Raw genomic sequence first — 15,694 nt, 5'->3', positions numbered from 1 at the left:
CGGGTGCGCGAACCCCAGGGCGGTAAACTGCGGTCTGTCGTCGAGGCGGGAGGTGTTCCATGACCGCATTGGTGGTACTCGCGGTCGACGACGAACCACCCGCTCTCGACGAGCTCGGTTACCTGCTGAACCGGCAGGACGACGTCGCCGAGGTCCGGTCCGCCTCTGACGCCACGGGCGCCCTCCGCGAGCTCAACGACCATCGCATCGATGCGATCTTCCTCGACATCAACATGCCCGGCCTGTCGGGACTCGAACTCGCCGGCGTGCTGGCGAAGTACGCCTCGCCCCCGGCGATCGTGTTCGTCACCGCCCACGACGACCGCGCCGTCGACGCGTTCGAGGTCGGCGCGGTCGACTACCTGCTCAAACCTCTTCGCGAGCAACGTCTCACGCAGGCGGTCGAGCGGGTCCGCGCCAGCCTCGAGCGCCGCGGACGCACACCCGAACCCGAGCAGACGGCCGCTCGCCCGGACCGCCGCGCCGGCTCCGACGATGTCATCCCGGTCGAGATGAGCGGCGTGACCTCACTCGTCCGACGCGATTCGATCTCCTGGGTCGAAGCCGTCGGCGATTACGCCCGCCTGCATGCCGACTCGGGCGCCCACCTCGTGCGCATCCCGTTGTCGACCCTCGAATCCCGCTGGCAGGAGACCGGTTTCGCGCGAGTACACCGGTCCTACCTCGTCGCGCTGCCGATGGTCACCGGCCTGCGCACCGTCGGCGGCGGCACCGTGGTGTGCGTTCGCGCGAACGGCGCCTCCGACGCCGTCGAACTACCCGTGAGCCGCCGTCAGGTCCGCGAACTCAAGGACCGTCTCATCCGGGATCCGCTGCGCCAGTACCGTTCCCCCACCGGCCGAGACGATGGCTGAGCACCCGCCCCAGCGCGAACGCGTGGTGCTCGCCGCGCGCCGCGGGGCGCGGATGGTGCGCACCCGCGTCGAGGTCCAGGAACAGACCGAGGTCGGCGACGCGCTCGTGCGGGGCCTCATGCGCGCCCAGCTCGGCCTCGCCCTCCGACTCGGTGGCGCCCTGCTCGCCGTCTCGGCCGCGATACCTGTTGCCGCCTGGCTGTTCCCGGGCATCGCCGACGCCGAGGTCTTCGGCATCCGCCTGATCTGGCTGGTGCTGGGGCTGCTCGCCTTCCCGGTCCTCTACCTGACCGGCCGACTGTACGTACATCTCGCCGAACAGGCCGAACGCGACTTCATGGGCCTCGTCGACGACGACCCGACCGACTCCGTCGACGATCCGACCGACTCCGTCGGGGACAACCTGACCGACCCCGTCGGGGACGATGTGCCAGAGCAGGGGCCGCCGTGACGGCCGAGGTCCACGCCCTCACCGCGGTCGGTCTGTTCGCCGCCGCCATCGCCACCATCGTCGTGGGTGCGTGGGGCGGCCGGTTCTCGCGCACCACCTCCGATTTCCTCGTGGCGTCCCGGACCGTCGGTTCGCGGTGGAACGCCGCCGCGGTCTCCGGCGAATACCTCTCGGCGGCATCGTTCCTCGGAGTCGCCGGGCTCATCGCGAAGTACGGCGCCGATGCCCTCTGGTACCCCGTGGGATTCACCGCCGGATATCTGGGCCTGTTGCTGTTCGTCGCTGCGCCACTGCGTCGATCCGGGGCCTACACGGTGCCCGACTTCGCCGAGTTCCGCCTCGCCTCCACGGCCGCGCGGAAGACGGCGATGCTCGTCGTGGTCGTCGTGTGCGTCCTGTACCTCATCCCCCAGTTCCAGGGCGCGGGCCTCACCCTCAACATCCTGCTCGGCACCCCGGTGTGGGCCGGCGTGGTCGGCGTCGGCCTGATCGTCATCGTGAACGTCGTCGGCGGCGGCATGCGGTCGATCACCTTCGTGCAGGCCTTCCAGTACTGGCTCAAACTGACCGCGATCGCGGTCCCCGCCCTCGTCCTGATCGGCGTCTTCGCCCAGGACCCCACCCCAATCGGTGAACCCGCGCCGCCACGCATCACCACCGCGACCACGGTCGACGTCACCACCGACGTGTCGGTCACCGTCGCCGAGACCACCGGCGTGCGGGTCACCGGGATGCTGGACGGAGTCGTCGTCGACGACGCGCCCGTGGCCACCACCGGACCGCACGTGATCTCCGCCGGTTCCACCATCTTTCTCGACGCCGGAGCGGCGACCCCCGTCGTCGCGGGCGCGCCGACGCAGAACGCCGACTGGATCGCCCCCGGCGGTGGGTTCGGCGGCAATCATCCGCTCTACCAGGTGCTGTCGCTGATCATCGCGACGTTCCTCGGCGTGATGGGTCTGCCGCACGTGCTGGTGCGCTTCTACACCAACCCCGACGGTCGATCGGCTCGACGGACGGCGCTGGCCGTCATCGCCCTGCTGTCGCTGTTCTATCTCTTCCCGATCCTGCTGGGCGTGTTCGCGCGGCTCTACGTCCCCGAACTGCTGATCACCGGTACCGCCGACGCCGCGGTCCTGCTGTTGCCCAGCGCGGCCGTCGGCGGTATCGCCGGCCAGATCCTGGCCGCCCTCGTCGCAGCGGGGGCGATCGCCGCCTTCCTCGCCACCTCGTCGGGGTTGCTGGTGTCGGTCGCCGGCGCGCTCGCCACCGATCTGCTGCGGGGTCGCGTCCGCGATTTCCGGGTGGCCGCGGTCATCGGCGGACTGATCCCGATCGGCCTGTCCCTGGCGGCCGCCTCCCTCGAACTGTCCCGGACCGTCGGACTGGTGTTCGCGGTCGCCGCGTCGACGCTGTGCCCGCTGCTGGTACTGGGAATCTGGTGGCGCGGGCTGACGGCGGTCGGCGCCATCGCCGGGCTCATCGTCGGCGGCGCGTCGTCGGGTTCGGCGACGATGCTGGCGATCGCGGGCGTCGCCGACGACGACATGCTGGGCGGGTGGCTCGAGGTCGTCATCGGCTACCCGGCCGCGGTCACGGTCCCTCTCGCGTTCGGCACGATGGTGCTGGTCAGCCGGATGACCCGGCGTCGGGTACCCGCCGATCTCGCGCGCACGTTCGCTCGGATGCACGTGCCCGAACGCGTCGGGATGGGCCTGGACCGCACACCCGGACGGGCGTCGGACTGACCGATCGGAGGGGTGACCGCTCGCCGTTCGTCGGACGTCACCGACCGTCCGTCGCACAGGATGCGGGCTTCGGCGTGTGATCCAGGCCACCCGATTGCCTGTGATCTGGACCTCATTCAGGCTGACTGTCGTAGAGCCATCACACATGTGGCCACGTCACCCTGGGAGGAAACGTGTCGACCGTCGACCAACCACCACCGGCGCCACACGCGCCGACCGGCGAAGAATTCATCGAGATGCAGGCCAGTCCGGAGTTCCAGGAACTGCGGCGGACCCTGCGGAAGTTCGTCTTCCCGCTCACCGCGTTCTTCCTGATCTGGTACGCCCTCTACGTGCTACTCGGCGCGTTCGCGCATGACTTCATGGCGACCCAGGTCTGGGGCAACATCAACCTCGGTCTCATCCTCGGTCTGCTGCAGTTCGTCAGCACGTTCGTCATCACCGGCATGTACGTACGCTTCGCCAATCGCCACCTCGACCCGAAGGCCGAGGCGATCCGCAACGAGATGGAAGGCGGTCCCTCGCTGTGAACGCGAATGTCCACACCACCGATGTGACCGTCCTCGCGGCGACCGTCGGCAGCCCTGTCGCCAACATTGCCATCTTCGCCGCCTTCGTCGCGGTCACGATGTTCGTGGTCATCAAGGCCAGCAAGAACAACACCACCGCCGCCGACTTCTTCACCGGCGGCCGCGGATTCTCCGGACCACAGAACGGGATCGCCATCGCCGGCGACTACCTGTCGGCAGCCAGCTTCCTCGGCATCGCGGGCGCCATCGCGGTCTACGGCTACGACGGCTTCCTCTACTCCATCGGATTCCTTGTCGCGTGGCTCGTCGCCCTGCTGCTCGTGGCCGAATTGCTGCGCAACACCGGCAAGTTCACGATGGCCGACGTCCTCAGCTTCCGGCTCAAGCAACGGCCCGTCCGCCTGGCCGCGGCGATCTCCACCCTCGCCGTGTCTCTGTTCTACCTGCTCGCCCAGATGGCCGGTGCCGGCGGCCTTGTCGCGCTGCTCCTCGACATCGAGGGACGCGTCGGTCAGTCCATCGTCATCGCCGTCGTCGGTGCGCTGATGATCGTCTACGTGCTCATCGGCGGCATGAAGGGCACCACCTGGGTGCAGATCATCAAGGCCGTCCTGCTCATCGCGGGTGCCGGCATCATGACCGTCATCGTCCTGGCCAAGTTCGGCATGAACCTGTCGTCGATCCTCGGGGCGGCACAGGACGCCGTCACCGACTCGACCAGCGAAAAGGTCGCCTCGCGTGACGTTCTCGCTCCCGGCGCCCAGTACGGCGGTTCGCTCACGAGTCAGATCAACTTCATCTCGCTCGCCATCGCACTCGTCCTCGGCACCGCGGGACTGCCGCACGTGCTGATGCGCTTCTACACCGTGCCGACCGCCAAGGAGGCCCGCAAGTCGGTGGTCTGGGCCATCGCCCTGATCGGTGCCTTCTACCTGTTCACGCTGGTGCTCGGCTACGGTGCGGCCGCCCTGGTCGGACCGGACAAGATCCTCGACGCCGCCGGCGGACAGAACTCCGCGGCACCACTGCTGGCGTTCGAGCTCGGCGGCGTCGTCCTCCTGGGCATCATCTCGGCGGTCGCCTTCGCCACCATCCTCGCCGTGGTCGCCGGCCTCGCCATCACCGCGTCGGCGTCGTTCGCCCACGACATCTACGCGTCGGTGATCAAGCGCAACAAGGCAAGTGAGGCCGACCAGGTCCGCGTCTCGCGGTACACCGTCGTCGTCCTCGGCATCGTGAGCATCATCCTCGGCATCCTCGCCAACGGCCAGAACATCGCCTTCCTGGTGGCGCTGGCCTTCGCGATCGCCGCGGCCGCGAACCTGCCGACGATCGTCTACTCGCTCTACTGGAAGCGCTTCAACACCCGCGGCGCCCTGTGGAGCATGTACGGCGGCCTGATCTCCACGATCGTGCTGATCATCTTCTCCCCCGCCGTCTCCGGGTCGTCGACCGCCATGATCTCCGGCGCCGACTTCGCCTGGTTCCCCCTGGCCAACCCGGGCATCATCTCGATCCCGCTGGCCTTCGTCCTCGGTATCGTCGGCACGCTGACGACCCCGTCGGACAACGGCACCCCGGAGCGCAACGCCGAGATGGAGGTCCGCTCCCTCACCGGCATCGGCGCGGAGAAGGCCGTGCAGCACTAGGCAACTCGCGCCCGCCAGATCCACCGACCAACAGACGCACCACCGGCTTCCGGTGGTGCGTCTGTTGGTGGCGATCGCCGACGATCGCACTCCCGCGTCGCCGTTTCCGTCCCGCTTATCGAATCCAATCAGCGCGACGGAAACGTCACCGCGGGAACGGATTACGCGAGTCAGGCGTCCTGGATCCGTGCGAACGGCGCGGCAGCCTCGAGCTCGAAGGCCAACTCGAGGAGTGTGCGCTCCTGGCCGAGGTCGGCGGCGAAATGGATGCCCACGGGCATGCCCGACTCCGTCTGTCCGAGAGGCAGACTGATCGCCGGGGTGCCTGCGGTGTTGTTGGCCGGGGTGAACGCGATGAATCCGGTCAGCCGGTCCATGGCCTCGTCGAATTCGATTGCCGGATCGAGATATCCGATCTCGGGGGTCGCGTGGACGACGGTCGGGGTGAGGATCACGTCGAAGGTGTCGTGCAGACCCCGGATCGTGGCGGTGGACTTCTTCAGCCCCCGGACCGCACCGGGTAGCCGGTAGAAATGACGCAGAGCGTTGCGCGACAGACCGCGGGTGAACGAGTCCACCTGCGACCGATCGAATCCCTTGTCGACCACCCGCTTTCCGAACCGATCCAGCGCCAGGGCCAACAACGACCAGTAGTCGATGAAGTCCCGGACGTAGTCACGGTCGACCGGCAACGGCACCATCTCGGTGCGGTGCCCGAGAGACTCGACGAGCTCGGCCGCCTCGGCGACACATCGCTGGGTGTCCCGGTCGAGCAGGGAGCCGGTCAGCGGTTCGGTGATCAGCGCGATCTTCAGTCGCTTGGTGCCCGGACCTTCGACGACCCCGACGGGCGGCATCCCGGGCGCGGGCCGGAAACCCTGCGTGTCGGCCAGGAACCGCGCGGTGTCGCGCACCGAACGGCTGACGATCCCGTTGGACACCAGGTCGATCGGCGCGTCGCGCGTCTCTTTCGACGACTCGACCCGCCCGCGGCTCGGCTTGAGCCCCACCAGACCACAGATCGCGGCCGGAATCCGGATCGACCCACCACCGTCGTTGGCGTGTGCGATCGGCAATGCACCGGAAGCGACCAGCGCCGCCGAACCGCCGGACGAACCACCCGAGGAGTAGTCGGTGTCCCACGGGTTGCGCGTCGGCTCACGGTCGACGAACTCCGTCGTCGAGGTCAGCCCGAAGGCGGGCATCGTCGACGCTCCGACGACGTTGACCCCGCTGGCCAGGAACTGGTTGGTGAAGGCCTCGTTGGCCGCGGCCGGCCGCGGTGGCACCGCAGCCGACCCATGGCAGGTCGGCAGTCCCGCGAAGTCGGTGTTGTTCTTGATGATCGACGGCACCCCGATGAACGATCCCAGCGGGAAGTCGTTGTCGACAGCGCGTTTCCGGGCGCGCTCGCGGTCGTCGAAGGCGATCGCGTTGAGGTGCGGGTTGACGGCGTCGACCCGGGCGATCGCGGCCTCGACCGCTTCCGCGGCGGAGATCTGACCGGAGGAGATCGCGTCGGCGATGCCGACCGCGTCGTGCTCGCCGAGTGCGTCGTCGGTGAACGCGTGGACGTGTTTCATGCCCGGACCCTACCGCCTCGGCGCGGCCCCGATCATCGACAAGACGTCACCGACCAGTCGGCGGGCGTGATCGGCGTCGAGTTCGAGCCCGAACACCGCGTGGTGGTACAGGGGGGCGATCACGTGGTCGAGCACCTGACGCACCGACGGGGTGGGTTCGCCGCGCTCCTGCGCCCGCGCGATCATCTGTTCGGCGTGCTCCCGCCGGATCTCCCAGCACGGACAGACCTCGACGATGTCCTCGCGGGCCGCGACCATGGCGCGCAGATACGCCCGGCGCTTGGGGCGCGCGATGTCGGCGGCGATGATCTGCGCCCACTCGGACAGATCGTCGACGAGGGTGCCGGTGTCGGGTAGCGGTTCGCCCTGCGTCAGGGCCGCAACGGCAACCTCCCCGAGCAGCGCGTCGATCGTTCCCCACCGTCGATAGATGCTCGTCGGATTGACCCCGGCGAGTTCGGCGACCTCAGGGATCGTCATCGTCTCGCGGCGTCCGGCACCGACGAGCTGCCCGACCGCTGTGTAGACCGCCGATTGCACGCGCGCGCTGCGGCCACCGGGGCGTCGGGTCGGCGAGGCAGAGGCGCCGGGAGTCGGCTTGTCGTGGGTGCGGGCCGTCGTCATGGAAGCCATTATTGCAAAGTTGGTTGCTTTTGGAACCAGGTCCGGGCTACTTTTTGAATGCAACTCTGTTTGCTTTAAGGAGACCTCGTGACGCCACTTCATCCCCATCGCGCGTTCTGGCTGATCGCGGCGACCTACATGATGGTCCTGTTCGCGTCTGCGGCACCTTCGCCGTTGTACCCCGTCTACCAGGAACTCTGGGGGTTCTCCGCGCTCACGCTGACGCTTGTGTTCGCGGTGTATGTGGTGACCATGCTGCTGAGCCTCCTCACGGTCGGGTCTCTTTCCGATCATGTCGGCCGTCGGCCAGTCCTCGCCGTCGCGCTCGTCCTGCTCATTGCGAGCATGGTGCTGTTCGTCGTCGCCCAGGACGTCGGCACCCTGCTGGCCGCACGTGCCCTACAAGGCCTCGCCACCGGGGCGGCGATGGGCACCTTGACCGCGACCACGGTCGATCTGCAGCCCTCGGCCCGTACCGGATCGACGATCGTCGGCGCAGCCCCGGCGATCGGCCTGGCGAGCGGCGTCGCCGTGGCCGGTGTGCTCGTCGAGTACGCACCCGCGCCCCGCGTCCTGATCTACGAGATCATTCTCGGCCTGTTCGCCGCACTGCTGATAGCCCTGCTCGTCGTCCCGGAGACCCGCGAGCGGGTCGGCTTCGATTCCCGACGCCACCTGGCGGGCACGCTCGCACCGCAGGTGCGCGTGCCCCGCGAGGTCCGCACGGTGTTCCTGGCCTCGGTCCCCGCGCTCGTCGCCACCTGGTCCCTCGGCGGCCTGTATCTCTCCCTCGGCTCGTCGGTGGTCTCCCGCGTGTTCGGCGTGGACAACCACGGCGCGGCGGGCGCCATCCTGTTCGTCTTCTTCGCCTGCGCGGCCGTCACGTCCCTGTTCGTCACCGATCGCTCGTCGACGGTCAAGGCGGCGTACGGATTTCCCGCACTCGCCGCCGGCGTGGTGATCTCACTGGCCGGGGTCCTCATCGAATCCCTGCCCCTCTACATCGTCGGTTCGATCGTGGCAGGCTCGGGCTGGGCCGCCACCTTCCTCTCCGCGATGGACAACATCACCGCCGCGACCCCGCCGGCCCAGCGCGGTCAGGTCTTCTCGTCGGTGTTCGTGGCGAGCTACCTCGCATTCAGCGTCCCGGCCGTGATCGCCGGAATCCTCGTCTCGCACATCGGGTTGCGCGACACCATCATCGGCTACGTCGGCTACGTCCTCGCGATGGTGATGGTCGCGGCGGCATTCGCGGTGACGGTGCGCCGCCGGGCGACCTCAGCAGCCGGTGATGCCGTCAAAGACTCTCCGTCGAAACCGGAACCGGCACACAAGGGCTGAGTCACCCCGGGCCCGGCGGGCGCCATCCGACCATCCGCGCGGCCAGCTCCGCGTAGAAGGCACCCATCTCCTCGGGCGACAGTGAACCCCCCTCGCGATACCAACGCGCGACATCGATTCCCATCGACAACATCGCGTTGGTGGTGGCGAGTGAATCGGCGACAGCGAAGTCGCCGTCGTCGATTCCGGCGTCGACGACTGCCCGCACTCGCCGGGTGATCTCGCGGCGCATGGCCATCACGGTGTCCAGGTGGTCGGGTGCGAGTGAGTTCAGCTCGTAATTCACCACCCGCCCGCCCACATGTTCGCGCGCGTGGTGCTCGGTGAACGCGTGGACGATCGCCCGCAACCGGTCGCCGGGGGACGCCGAAGGATCGTCGGCCTCGTCGATCGCCGCGAGGATGGCGCGGTGACCGGCATCGGAGATCTCGAACAGCAGCTCCTCTTTGGAGCGGAAGTGCACATAGACCGCCGCCGAACTCATCTGCGCGCCGTTGGCGATGTCCCGCGTGGTGGTGCCGTTGAAACCCTTCGCGGCGAACGCCTCGACGGCTGCACGCAGGAGCCGGGCCCGCGCGGCCATCGGCCGCGCCTGCTGCACCGGGTCGGCGGACGGGCCCACATTCATCCCTTCGGAACGGTCTCCAGGCGCCTGCGCGACGGCCGTGATTGACAGCATCCGGCCCGCGCGGCATAGTGCAACCTATCACTGAGCAAGCGCTTAGTCACCAGTGGTTCGGCTGGCTCGTCCAGCAGGACCGCGCACGACGGAGGCCCTCGTTCGAACGCCATCGCCCGGACGCCGTCGCCCGAGTACGGACACCTTCGACAGGAGTAGAGAAGAACCCATGCAGCTGACATTCAGTCCTGAAGAAGAGGCCTTCCGCGAGGAGTTGCGCAGCATCTTCGCCAAGGTCCCCGAAGACGTCCGCAAGCGGTGCGAAGAGGGCAAGCTCAACTACCCCGAGGATCTCGTCACCACCACCCGCATCCTCAACGAGCACGGCGTCGCCACCCCGAGCTGGCCCGTCGAGCACGGCGGCAAGGACTGGACCCCGATCCAGCACCACATCTACCGCGAGGAGATGAGCCTCGCGTTCGTCCCCGACATGCTCCCCTTCAACGTCGGCATGATCGGCCCGGTCATCGCGCAGTTCGGGTCCGACGAGCTGAAGGAACGCTTCCTCGCCAAGACCGCCAACCTCGACATCTGGTGGTGCCAGGGCTTCTCCGAGCCCGAGGCCGGATCCGATCTGGCGTCGCTCAAGACCCGCGCGGTCCGCGACGGCGACCACTACGTGATCAACGGTCAGAAGACCTGGACCACACTCGGCCAGTTCGCGGACTGGATCTTCTGCCTCGCGCGCACCAACCCGGACGTGAAGAAGCAGGCCGGCATCAGCATGTTCCTGTTCCCGATGGACACCCCGGGCGTCGAGATCCGCCCGATCCAGCTCATCGACGGCAGCTACGAGGTCAACGAGGTCTTCTTCAACGACGTCCGCGTCCCCGCGGAGAACATGGTCGGCGAGGAGAACAGCGGCTGGACGCAGGCCAAGTTCCTGCTCGGCAACGAGCGCAACGGCATCGCCCGGGTCGGTTACACCAAGGCCAAGCTCGCCCGCGCCAAGGAACTGGCCAAGCAGACGCGTACCGCCAAGGGCACCCTGCTCGACGATCCGCTGTTCGCGGCACGTCTGGCCGAGGTGGAGAACGAACTGCTCGCGCTCGAGCTCACCCAGCTGCGTGTCGCCGCGTCGTCGGCAGACGGCAAGCCGAACCCCGCGTCGTCGCTGCTCAAGCTGACCGGTAGCCAGCTGCAGCAGGCCGCGATGGAGCTGATCGCCGACATCGCCGGCCCCGACTCGCTTCCGGTGGCACAGCTCGACGCGTCGGCACCGAACGGCAGCGCCGAGGTGAGCGCCCCCGAGTGGGCCCAGCTTGCGGCCCCGACCTACCTCAACTACCGCAAGGTCACGATCTACGGCGGCTCGTCGGAAGTCCAGCGCCAGATCATCGACAAGGCCGTCCTGGGCCTCTGAGCCCCGGCCACGACTCTCTTCAGACCTTCACCAAAGGAACACCATGGATTTCGAGCTTTCCGAAGAGCAGGGGATGCTGCGCGACACCGTTCGCGAAGTCCTCACCAAGACCTACGACGTCGAGACACTGCGCAAGGTCACCGACACCGATCTCGGCTGGAGCGAGAAGGTGTGGAAGTCGCTGGCCGAGATCGGCATCCTCGGCCTGACCTTCCCGGAGAACGAGGGCGGCATGGATGCCGGCCCCGTCGAATTCACCAGTGTCATGACCGAACTCGGACGCGCACTGGCGCCCGAGCCCTACCTCGACTCGGTCCTCGTCCCCGGCTCGCTCCTCGGGCTCGCCGACGACGCGACTCGCACCGAGCTGCGCACCGCACTGGCCTCCGGCGAACTCCTGATGGCCTTCGCCCACACCGAGCCCGGTGACCGCTGGCCGGAGGCGCGGGTCGAGACGACCGCATCTGCCGACGGTGTCCTGAACGGCACCAAGAGCCTTGTCGGACATGGTGATTGCGCGGCCAAGCTGATCGTGTCGGCCCGCGACGACAACGGTGTCGGCCTCTACCTCGTCGACGCCGACGCCGAGGGCGTCACCCGCACGCCGTACCGGACGCACGATCGCCGACGCGGCGCGCAGTTCGAGTTCAACGACATCAAGGCCACGCGGTTGGGCACCGGCGACGCGTCGCTGACCATCGCCGACGCCGAGGGCGTCACCCGCACGCCGTACCGGACGCACGATCGCCGACGCGGCGCGCAGTTCGAGTTCAACGACGTCAAGGCCACGCGGTTGGGCACCGGCGACGCGTCGCAGACCATCGCCGACGCCGAGGGCGTCACCCGCACGCCGTACCGGACGCACGATCGCCGACGCGGCGCGCAGTTCGAGTTCAACGACATCAAGGCCACGCGGTTGGGCACCGGCGACGCGTCGCAGACCATCGCCGACGCCGAGGTGGGTGTCCAGACCGCGCTGTGCGCCGAGGCCGTCGGCGCGATGGAGCGCAGCCTGGATCTGACCGTCGAATACCTGAAGTCGCGCAAGCAGTTCGGCGTCACGCTGTCGGCCTTCCAGGCCCTCACCCACCGCGCCGCCGACATGTACGTCCAGCTCGAACTGGCGCGCAGCCTGAGCCTGTACGCGACGTCGGCGCTGGCCGACGGCATCGCCGATCCCATCATCGCGTCGCGGGCGAAGCTGCAGATCTGCCGGTCCGCGCGCCTGATCGGTCAGGAAGCGATCCAGATGCACGGCGGCATCGGCATGACCGCCGAGTACCCGATCGCCCACTACGTGAGCCGACTGACGGCGATCAGCCACACGCTCGGCGACGCGTCGGACCACGCGACCCGTCTCGCGGAGAACGTCGACAACTACGACATGCTCAGCGTCGGCTGACACCGCACCTTCCGGACACGCGCCGGAAGGGGTGCTGCGGGGCTGCGCCCCGGCTACTGTCCTTCAGCGAAGGTCCTTCTGCGTTTCTCGCGTACGGGCCTTCGCTGAAGTCGTTGTCGGGAGTCGTCGTGGGGCGAGAGGAACCGGATGGAACTGCTGCGGGACAACCTGGCCGCGGGCGCGTCGTTCAGCCTGGTCGGGATCGCCTTGCTGGTCCTCGGATTCGCCGCACTCGACCTGGTGACGCCGGGCCGGCTGCGGCAGTTGGTGTGGATCGAGCACAACCGCAACGCGGTGCTGCTGACCACGTCGATGGTCATCGGCCTCGCGATCGTGCTGGTCTCGTCGGTCATCGACACCGAGCTACTGGAGTTGTGGCGCGCGCTGCTCTACACCGCGGCCTACTCGGTGCTCACCATCGCGGTGATGATGTGGTCGTTCGTACTGATCGACTGGCTCACTCCCGGGAAGCTGGGCACGCTGCTGTTCGACGGGTCGGCGCGTGACGACGCCGGCCGACGGGCCGCCGACGAGCATCCCGCGGGCTGGATCACCGCTGCCGTGTTCGTGGCAGTGGGTGCCGTCATCGGCACGACCCTGCTCGTCTGAGTCGACGAGACGCCGCTGGTCCGCGCGTTTTCCGGGTTGACTCGAGCACCGGAACATGCTTATTGACCCTCGGCCAACAAGCCCATAGGGTGGGCGACCATGACCGCAGCACTCATCGAGGAGTCCATCGACATCGCCGCCACGCCCGAGCAGGTGTGGTCGGTGATCTCCGATCTGAAGCGCATGGGCGAGTGGAGCCCACAGTGCAAGAAGATGATCGTCCGCGGCGGCACCGTCGGGTTGGGGACCAAGACCATCAACATCAACCGCCGGGGCCCGCTGGTGTGGCCGACCACCGCCAAGGTCGTCCGCTTCACCCCCAACCAGGAACTCGGCTTCCGGGTCGTGGAGAACCACACCATCTGGAGCTACACCATCACCCCGAAGGACGCCGGCGTCACGGTCACCGAGCGCCGCGAGGTCAACGGATCGACCACCAAGGTGTCGTCGGTGCTCGTCGACAAACTCTTCGGTGGGGCCGAGTCGTTCGAAGAGGAACTCAAGCTCGGGATGGCCGAGACCCTGGGCGAGATCAAACGCGCCGCCGAGACCAACTGACCCTTCGAGACGCTCGCAAGCTCGCTCCTCAGGGCGCAGAACACGAAGCCCCCTCCGCTCCCTGAGGTGCGAGGAGCGCAAGCGACGAGCCTCGAAGGGTTCTCGCATGCTCGCTCCTCACGCGAGCACAGGTCAGGTCCCGCTGAGCTTGCCGATGAGCTCGGGGAGGTCGGCCACCGAGTCGATGATGTGGTCGGGGTAGGGCCCGAACTCGTCACGCTGCAGCGCATGCAGCGCCTCCTCGCGGAACTTGCCGGTGCGCACCAGCACCCCGATCAGGGCCGCGGCCTGGGCGCCGAGGACGTCGTTGTGCATGTCGTCGCCGACCATCACCACCTGGGTCGGCTCGAGGCCCAGGATCTCGGTGGCCGCCCGAAAACCGACCGGCGAGGGCTTGCCGATCGCCTTGATCTTTGCGCCCGAAGCCTTTTCGAGCCCCTCCAGGTACACCCCGGTGTCGATGCTCAGACCGCTCGCCGTCGACCAGGTCATCGAGCGGTGCATCGCGATCACCGGGACGCCGTCCAGGAGCATCTCCAGGACCTTCGACAGCGTCGCGTGCGTGAACACCGAACCGGCGCCGCCGAGCACCACCACCTCCGCCGACGAGGGGTCGTCGGTCAGCTCGACGCCGGTCATGTCCTCGGCGATCGGGCCCTCGTTGAGCACCCACACGCGCTTGCCCGGATAGGTGGCGGCGACGTGTTCGGCGGTCAGTTTGGCCGCCGAGAGGATCTCGTCGGCCCTCACCTCGAAACCGGACGAGTTCAGCGCCTCGGCGATCTCGCCGCGCGAACGGGACGTCGTGTTGGTCAAGAACATCCGTGGAACACCCTGATCGGCGAGGTCGGCGATCGCCTCGACCGCACCCGGCAGCGCCTTCCACGAGGTGACCATCACCCCGTCGATGTCGAGCAGCAGACCCAGCGCCATGCGCACGAATGTAGTCCTCGGGCAGCTGGGTCGCAGGACTGGCCCGGCCACCTGCCGGGACGCGGTGGCGCCCGCGCCGGCACCTGGCATGCTGAGCCCATGCGTACCGTCGTAGAGCATCAGCGCGTCGTCGCGGCGTTGTTCGGCGCGCCCGAACAATCGCAGGTCGCGGTGCCCGAATCCCTGGGCCTGGCCACGTTCACCGACGTCGACGCCCCGCTCTCGCTGCCCGGCTTCGACAACTCCGCGATGGACGGATTCGCCGTGCGCGCCGCCGATCTCGCGGGTGCGAGCCCCGACAACCCGGTCACGCTGCCGGTCGCCGCGGACATCCCCGCCGGCCGCACCGACGACCTCACGCTCGGACCGGGGACCGCGCACCGGATCATGACCGGCGCCCCGTTACCCGGGGGCGCCGACGCGGTGGTCCCCGTCGAACTGACCGACGCCGTGGTGGGCCCGGTGGCCGCGGCGGCGACCGTCACCTTCACCGCGGCGCCCGAGCGCGGCAGGCACATCCGGCGCGGGGGCTCCGACATCGAGTTCGGCACCCGGGCGCTGCCGGCCGGCACGGTGATCGGCGCGCCGCAGATCGGCTTGCTGGCCGCATTGGGCATCGCCGAGGTCGCCGTCGCCCGCCGATTGCGCGTGGTCGTGCTGTCCACCGGTTCCGAACTCGTCGAGCCCGGAAAGCCGTTGCGGCACGGGCAGATCTATGAGTCCAACGGCGCCATGCTCACCGCGGCGGTCATCGAGGCCGGCGCGGTCGGTCGTCATCTGCACTTCGTGCCCGACAACACCGCGGACTTCGCCGCGCGGCTCGACGAGGTCGCCGACGACGCCGATCTGATCATCACCTCGGGGGGCGTCAGCGCGGGCGCCTTCGAGGTGGTGAAGGACGCACTGTCGGCGACGGGGACCGTCGAGTTCGTGAAGGTGGCGATGCAGCCGGGTATGCCCCAGGGGTGCGGCCACTTCCCCTCGTCCCGCGGGGGCCGGGTACCGATCATCACCCTTCCGGGCAACCCCGTCAGTGCGCTCGTGTCCTTCGAGGTCTTCATCCGGCCGGCGTTGCGCGCCGCGATGGGACTGCCTGCCGACCGAGATCGGATCAGGGCACGTCTCTCCGCCGACATCCGCTCACCCCGCGGCAAACGACAGTTCCTGCGCGGCGTGCTCGCCGCGGCGAACGTCGACGGGACTGTCGGAGTCGCCCCGATCGGTCCGCCCGCATCCCATCACCTGCGCTACCTCGCCGAGGCCGACGCGCTGATCGACGTCCCTGCCGACGTCGAGGCAGTCGAGGCCGGATCGCTCGTGGACGTGCTGGTCCTGCGCTGACGACGAGG

The 15,694-nt window shown here is 68.4% G+C and carries 15 protein-coding genes; 11 read left to right on the top strand and 4 right to left on the bottom strand.

Annotated features, from left to right (window positions below; genetic code table 11):
• The first annotated feature begins 59 nt into the window (after window positions 1–59).
• The 5 genes from AMD30_RS11400 to AMD30_RS11380 all read left to right on the top strand — a co-directional run bounded on the left by AMD30_RS11400 (window position 60) and on the right by AMD30_RS11380 (window position 5,253).
• Complete coding sequence (locus AMD30_RS11400) at window positions 60–875, top strand: LytR/AlgR family response regulator transcription factor (protein ID WP_055475714.1); 816 nt, start codon at window positions 60–62, stop codon at window positions 873–875.
• A complete protein-coding gene (locus AMD30_RS11395; protein WP_055475713.1) occupies window positions 868–1,326 on the top strand; it encodes a hypothetical protein in 459 nt (152 codons plus the stop codon). The genes AMD30_RS11400 and AMD30_RS11395 overlap by 8 nt, the downstream gene beginning before the upstream one ends.
• Window positions 1,323–3,074: a sodium/solute symporter gene (locus tag AMD30_RS11390; RefSeq protein WP_055475712.1), complete on the top strand. Its 1,752-nt coding sequence runs from the start codon at window positions 1,323–1,325 to the stop codon at window positions 3,072–3,074. Before AMD30_RS11395 ends, AMD30_RS11390 begins: the two co-directional genes overlap by 4 nt.
• Before the next feature lie 173 nt (window positions 3,075–3,247).
• Window positions 3,248–3,604 (top strand): DUF485 domain-containing protein, encoded by a 357-nt coding sequence (locus AMD30_RS11385; protein WP_010842861.1) that lies wholly within the window; start codon window positions 3,248–3,250, stop codon window positions 3,602–3,604.
• Entirely contained in the window at window positions 3,601–5,253 is a 1,653-nt protein-coding gene (locus tag AMD30_RS11380) for a solute symporter family protein (RefSeq protein ID WP_084817246.1), read from the top strand. The genes AMD30_RS11385 and AMD30_RS11380 overlap by 4 nt, the downstream gene beginning before the upstream one ends.
• Window positions 5,254–5,423: 170 nt before the next feature.
• On the opposite strand, the gene AMD30_RS11375 is transcribed toward AMD30_RS11380, so the two are convergent.
• Window positions 5,424–6,836 (bottom strand): amidase, encoded by a 1,413-nt coding sequence (locus AMD30_RS11375; protein WP_010842863.1) that lies wholly within the window; start codon window positions 6,834–6,836, stop codon window positions 5,424–5,426.
• A gap of 9 nt (window positions 6,837–6,845) precedes the next feature.
• The gene (locus tag AMD30_RS11370; protein ID WP_055475711.1) at window positions 6,846–7,460 is read right to left on the bottom strand and encodes a TetR/AcrR family transcriptional regulator; all 615 of its coding nucleotides are present in this window, start codon (window positions 7,458–7,460) and stop codon (window positions 6,846–6,848) included.
• Window positions 7,461–7,547: 87 nt separating this feature from the next.
• Between AMD30_RS11370 and AMD30_RS11365 the strand changes: the two genes are divergently transcribed.
• Window positions 7,548–8,801, top strand: coding sequence for an MFS transporter (locus tag AMD30_RS11365; RefSeq protein WP_055475710.1), 1,254 nt, complete (start codon window positions 7,548–7,550; stop codon window positions 8,799–8,801).
• Window position 8,802: 1 nt separating this feature from the next.
• Here the strand turns inward: AMD30_RS11365 and AMD30_RS11360 are convergent, their stop codons facing one another.
• A complete protein-coding gene (locus AMD30_RS11360; protein ID WP_055475709.1) occupies window positions 8,803–9,429 on the bottom strand; it encodes a TetR/AcrR family transcriptional regulator in 627 nt (208 codons plus the stop codon).
• 220 nt (window positions 9,430–9,649) lie between these two features.
• Here AMD30_RS11360 and AMD30_RS11355 point away from each other — a divergent pair, with 220 nt between their 5' ends.
• From AMD30_RS11355 to AMD30_RS11340, 4 genes are all read left to right on the top strand, one after another.
• Window positions 9,650–10,843 (top strand): acyl-CoA dehydrogenase family protein, encoded by a 1,194-nt coding sequence (locus AMD30_RS11355; protein ID WP_010842867.1) that lies wholly within the window; start codon window positions 9,650–9,652, stop codon window positions 10,841–10,843.
• Window positions 10,844–10,886: 43 nt separating this feature from the next.
• Complete coding sequence (locus AMD30_RS25420; protein ID WP_055475708.1) at window positions 10,887–12,245, top strand: acyl-CoA dehydrogenase family protein; 1,359 nt, start codon at window positions 10,887–10,889, stop codon at window positions 12,243–12,245.
• 147 nt (window positions 12,246–12,392) lie between these two features.
• Window positions 12,393–12,854: a DUF350 domain-containing protein gene (locus AMD30_RS11345; RefSeq protein ID WP_055475707.1), complete on the top strand. Its 462-nt coding sequence runs from the start codon at window positions 12,393–12,395 to the stop codon at window positions 12,852–12,854.
• A gap of 99 nt (window positions 12,855–12,953) precedes the next feature.
• Window positions 12,954–13,412 (top strand): SRPBCC family protein, encoded by a 459-nt coding sequence (locus AMD30_RS11340; RefSeq protein WP_055475706.1) that lies wholly within the window; start codon window positions 12,954–12,956, stop codon window positions 13,410–13,412.
• A 132-nt stretch (window positions 13,413–13,544) separates the two neighbouring features.
• Here the strand turns inward: AMD30_RS11340 and AMD30_RS11335 are convergent, their stop codons facing one another.
• Window positions 13,545–14,345 (bottom strand): HAD-IIA family hydrolase, encoded by an 801-nt coding sequence (locus AMD30_RS11335; RefSeq protein ID WP_010842871.1) that lies wholly within the window; start codon window positions 14,343–14,345, stop codon window positions 13,545–13,547.
• Window positions 14,346–14,444: 99 nt separating this feature from the next.
• Between AMD30_RS11335 and moeA the strand changes: the two genes are divergently transcribed.
• A complete protein-coding gene (moeA, locus tag AMD30_RS11330; RefSeq protein WP_055475705.1) occupies window positions 14,445–15,686 on the top strand; it encodes a molybdopterin molybdotransferase MoeA in 1,242 nt (413 codons plus the stop codon).
• The last annotated feature ends 8 nt before the right edge of the window (window positions 15,687–15,694 follow it).

Source organism: Gordonia sp. HS-NH1 (assembly GCF_001418765.1).
In the GTDB taxonomy this organism is placed as follows: domain Bacteria; phylum Actinomycetota; class Actinomycetes; order Mycobacteriales; family Mycobacteriaceae; genus Gordonia.
The sequence above is the reverse complement of the archived record's forward strand: the minus strand, read 5'-3'. Positions and strand labels throughout refer to the sequence as shown.

Bases quoted from the DNA above. Each gene is read 5' to 3' on its own strand.
- AMD30_RS11400 (WP_055475714.1), top strand. From the start codon at position 60: ATGACCGCATTGGTGGTACTCGCGGTCGACGACGAACCACCCGCTCTC.
- AMD30_RS11395 (WP_055475713.1), top strand. From the start codon at position 868: ATGGCTGAGCACCCGCCCCAGCGCGAACGCGTGGTGCTCGCCGCGCGC.
- AMD30_RS11375 (WP_010842863.1), bottom strand. From the start codon at position 6,836: ATGAAACACGTCCACGCGTTCACCGACGACGCACTCGGCGAGCACGAC.
- AMD30_RS11370 (WP_055475711.1), bottom strand. From the start codon at position 7,460: ATGACGACGGCCCGCACCCACGACAAGCCGACTCCCGGCGCCTCTGCC.
- AMD30_RS11360 (WP_055475709.1), bottom strand. From the start codon at position 9,429: ATGAATGTGGGCCCGTCCGCCGACCCGGTGCAGCAGGCGCGGCCGATG.
- AMD30_RS11355 (WP_010842867.1), top strand. From the start codon at position 9,650: ATGCAGCTGACATTCAGTCCTGAAGAAGAGGCCTTCCGCGAGGAGTTG.
- AMD30_RS25420 (WP_055475708.1), top strand. From the start codon at position 10,887: ATGGATTTCGAGCTTTCCGAAGAGCAGGGGATGCTGCGCGACACCGTT.
- AMD30_RS11345 (WP_055475707.1), top strand. From the start codon at position 12,393: ATGGAACTGCTGCGGGACAACCTGGCCGCGGGCGCGTCGTTCAGCCTG.
- AMD30_RS11340 (WP_055475706.1), top strand. From the start codon at position 12,954: ATGACCGCAGCACTCATCGAGGAGTCCATCGACATCGCCGCCACGCCC.
- AMD30_RS11335 (WP_010842871.1), bottom strand. From the start codon at position 14,345: ATGGCGCTGGGTCTGCTGCTCGACATCGACGGGGTGATGGTCACCTCG.
- moeA (WP_055475705.1), top strand. From the start codon at position 14,445: ATGCGTACCGTCGTAGAGCATCAGCGCGTCGTCGCGGCGTTGTTCGGC.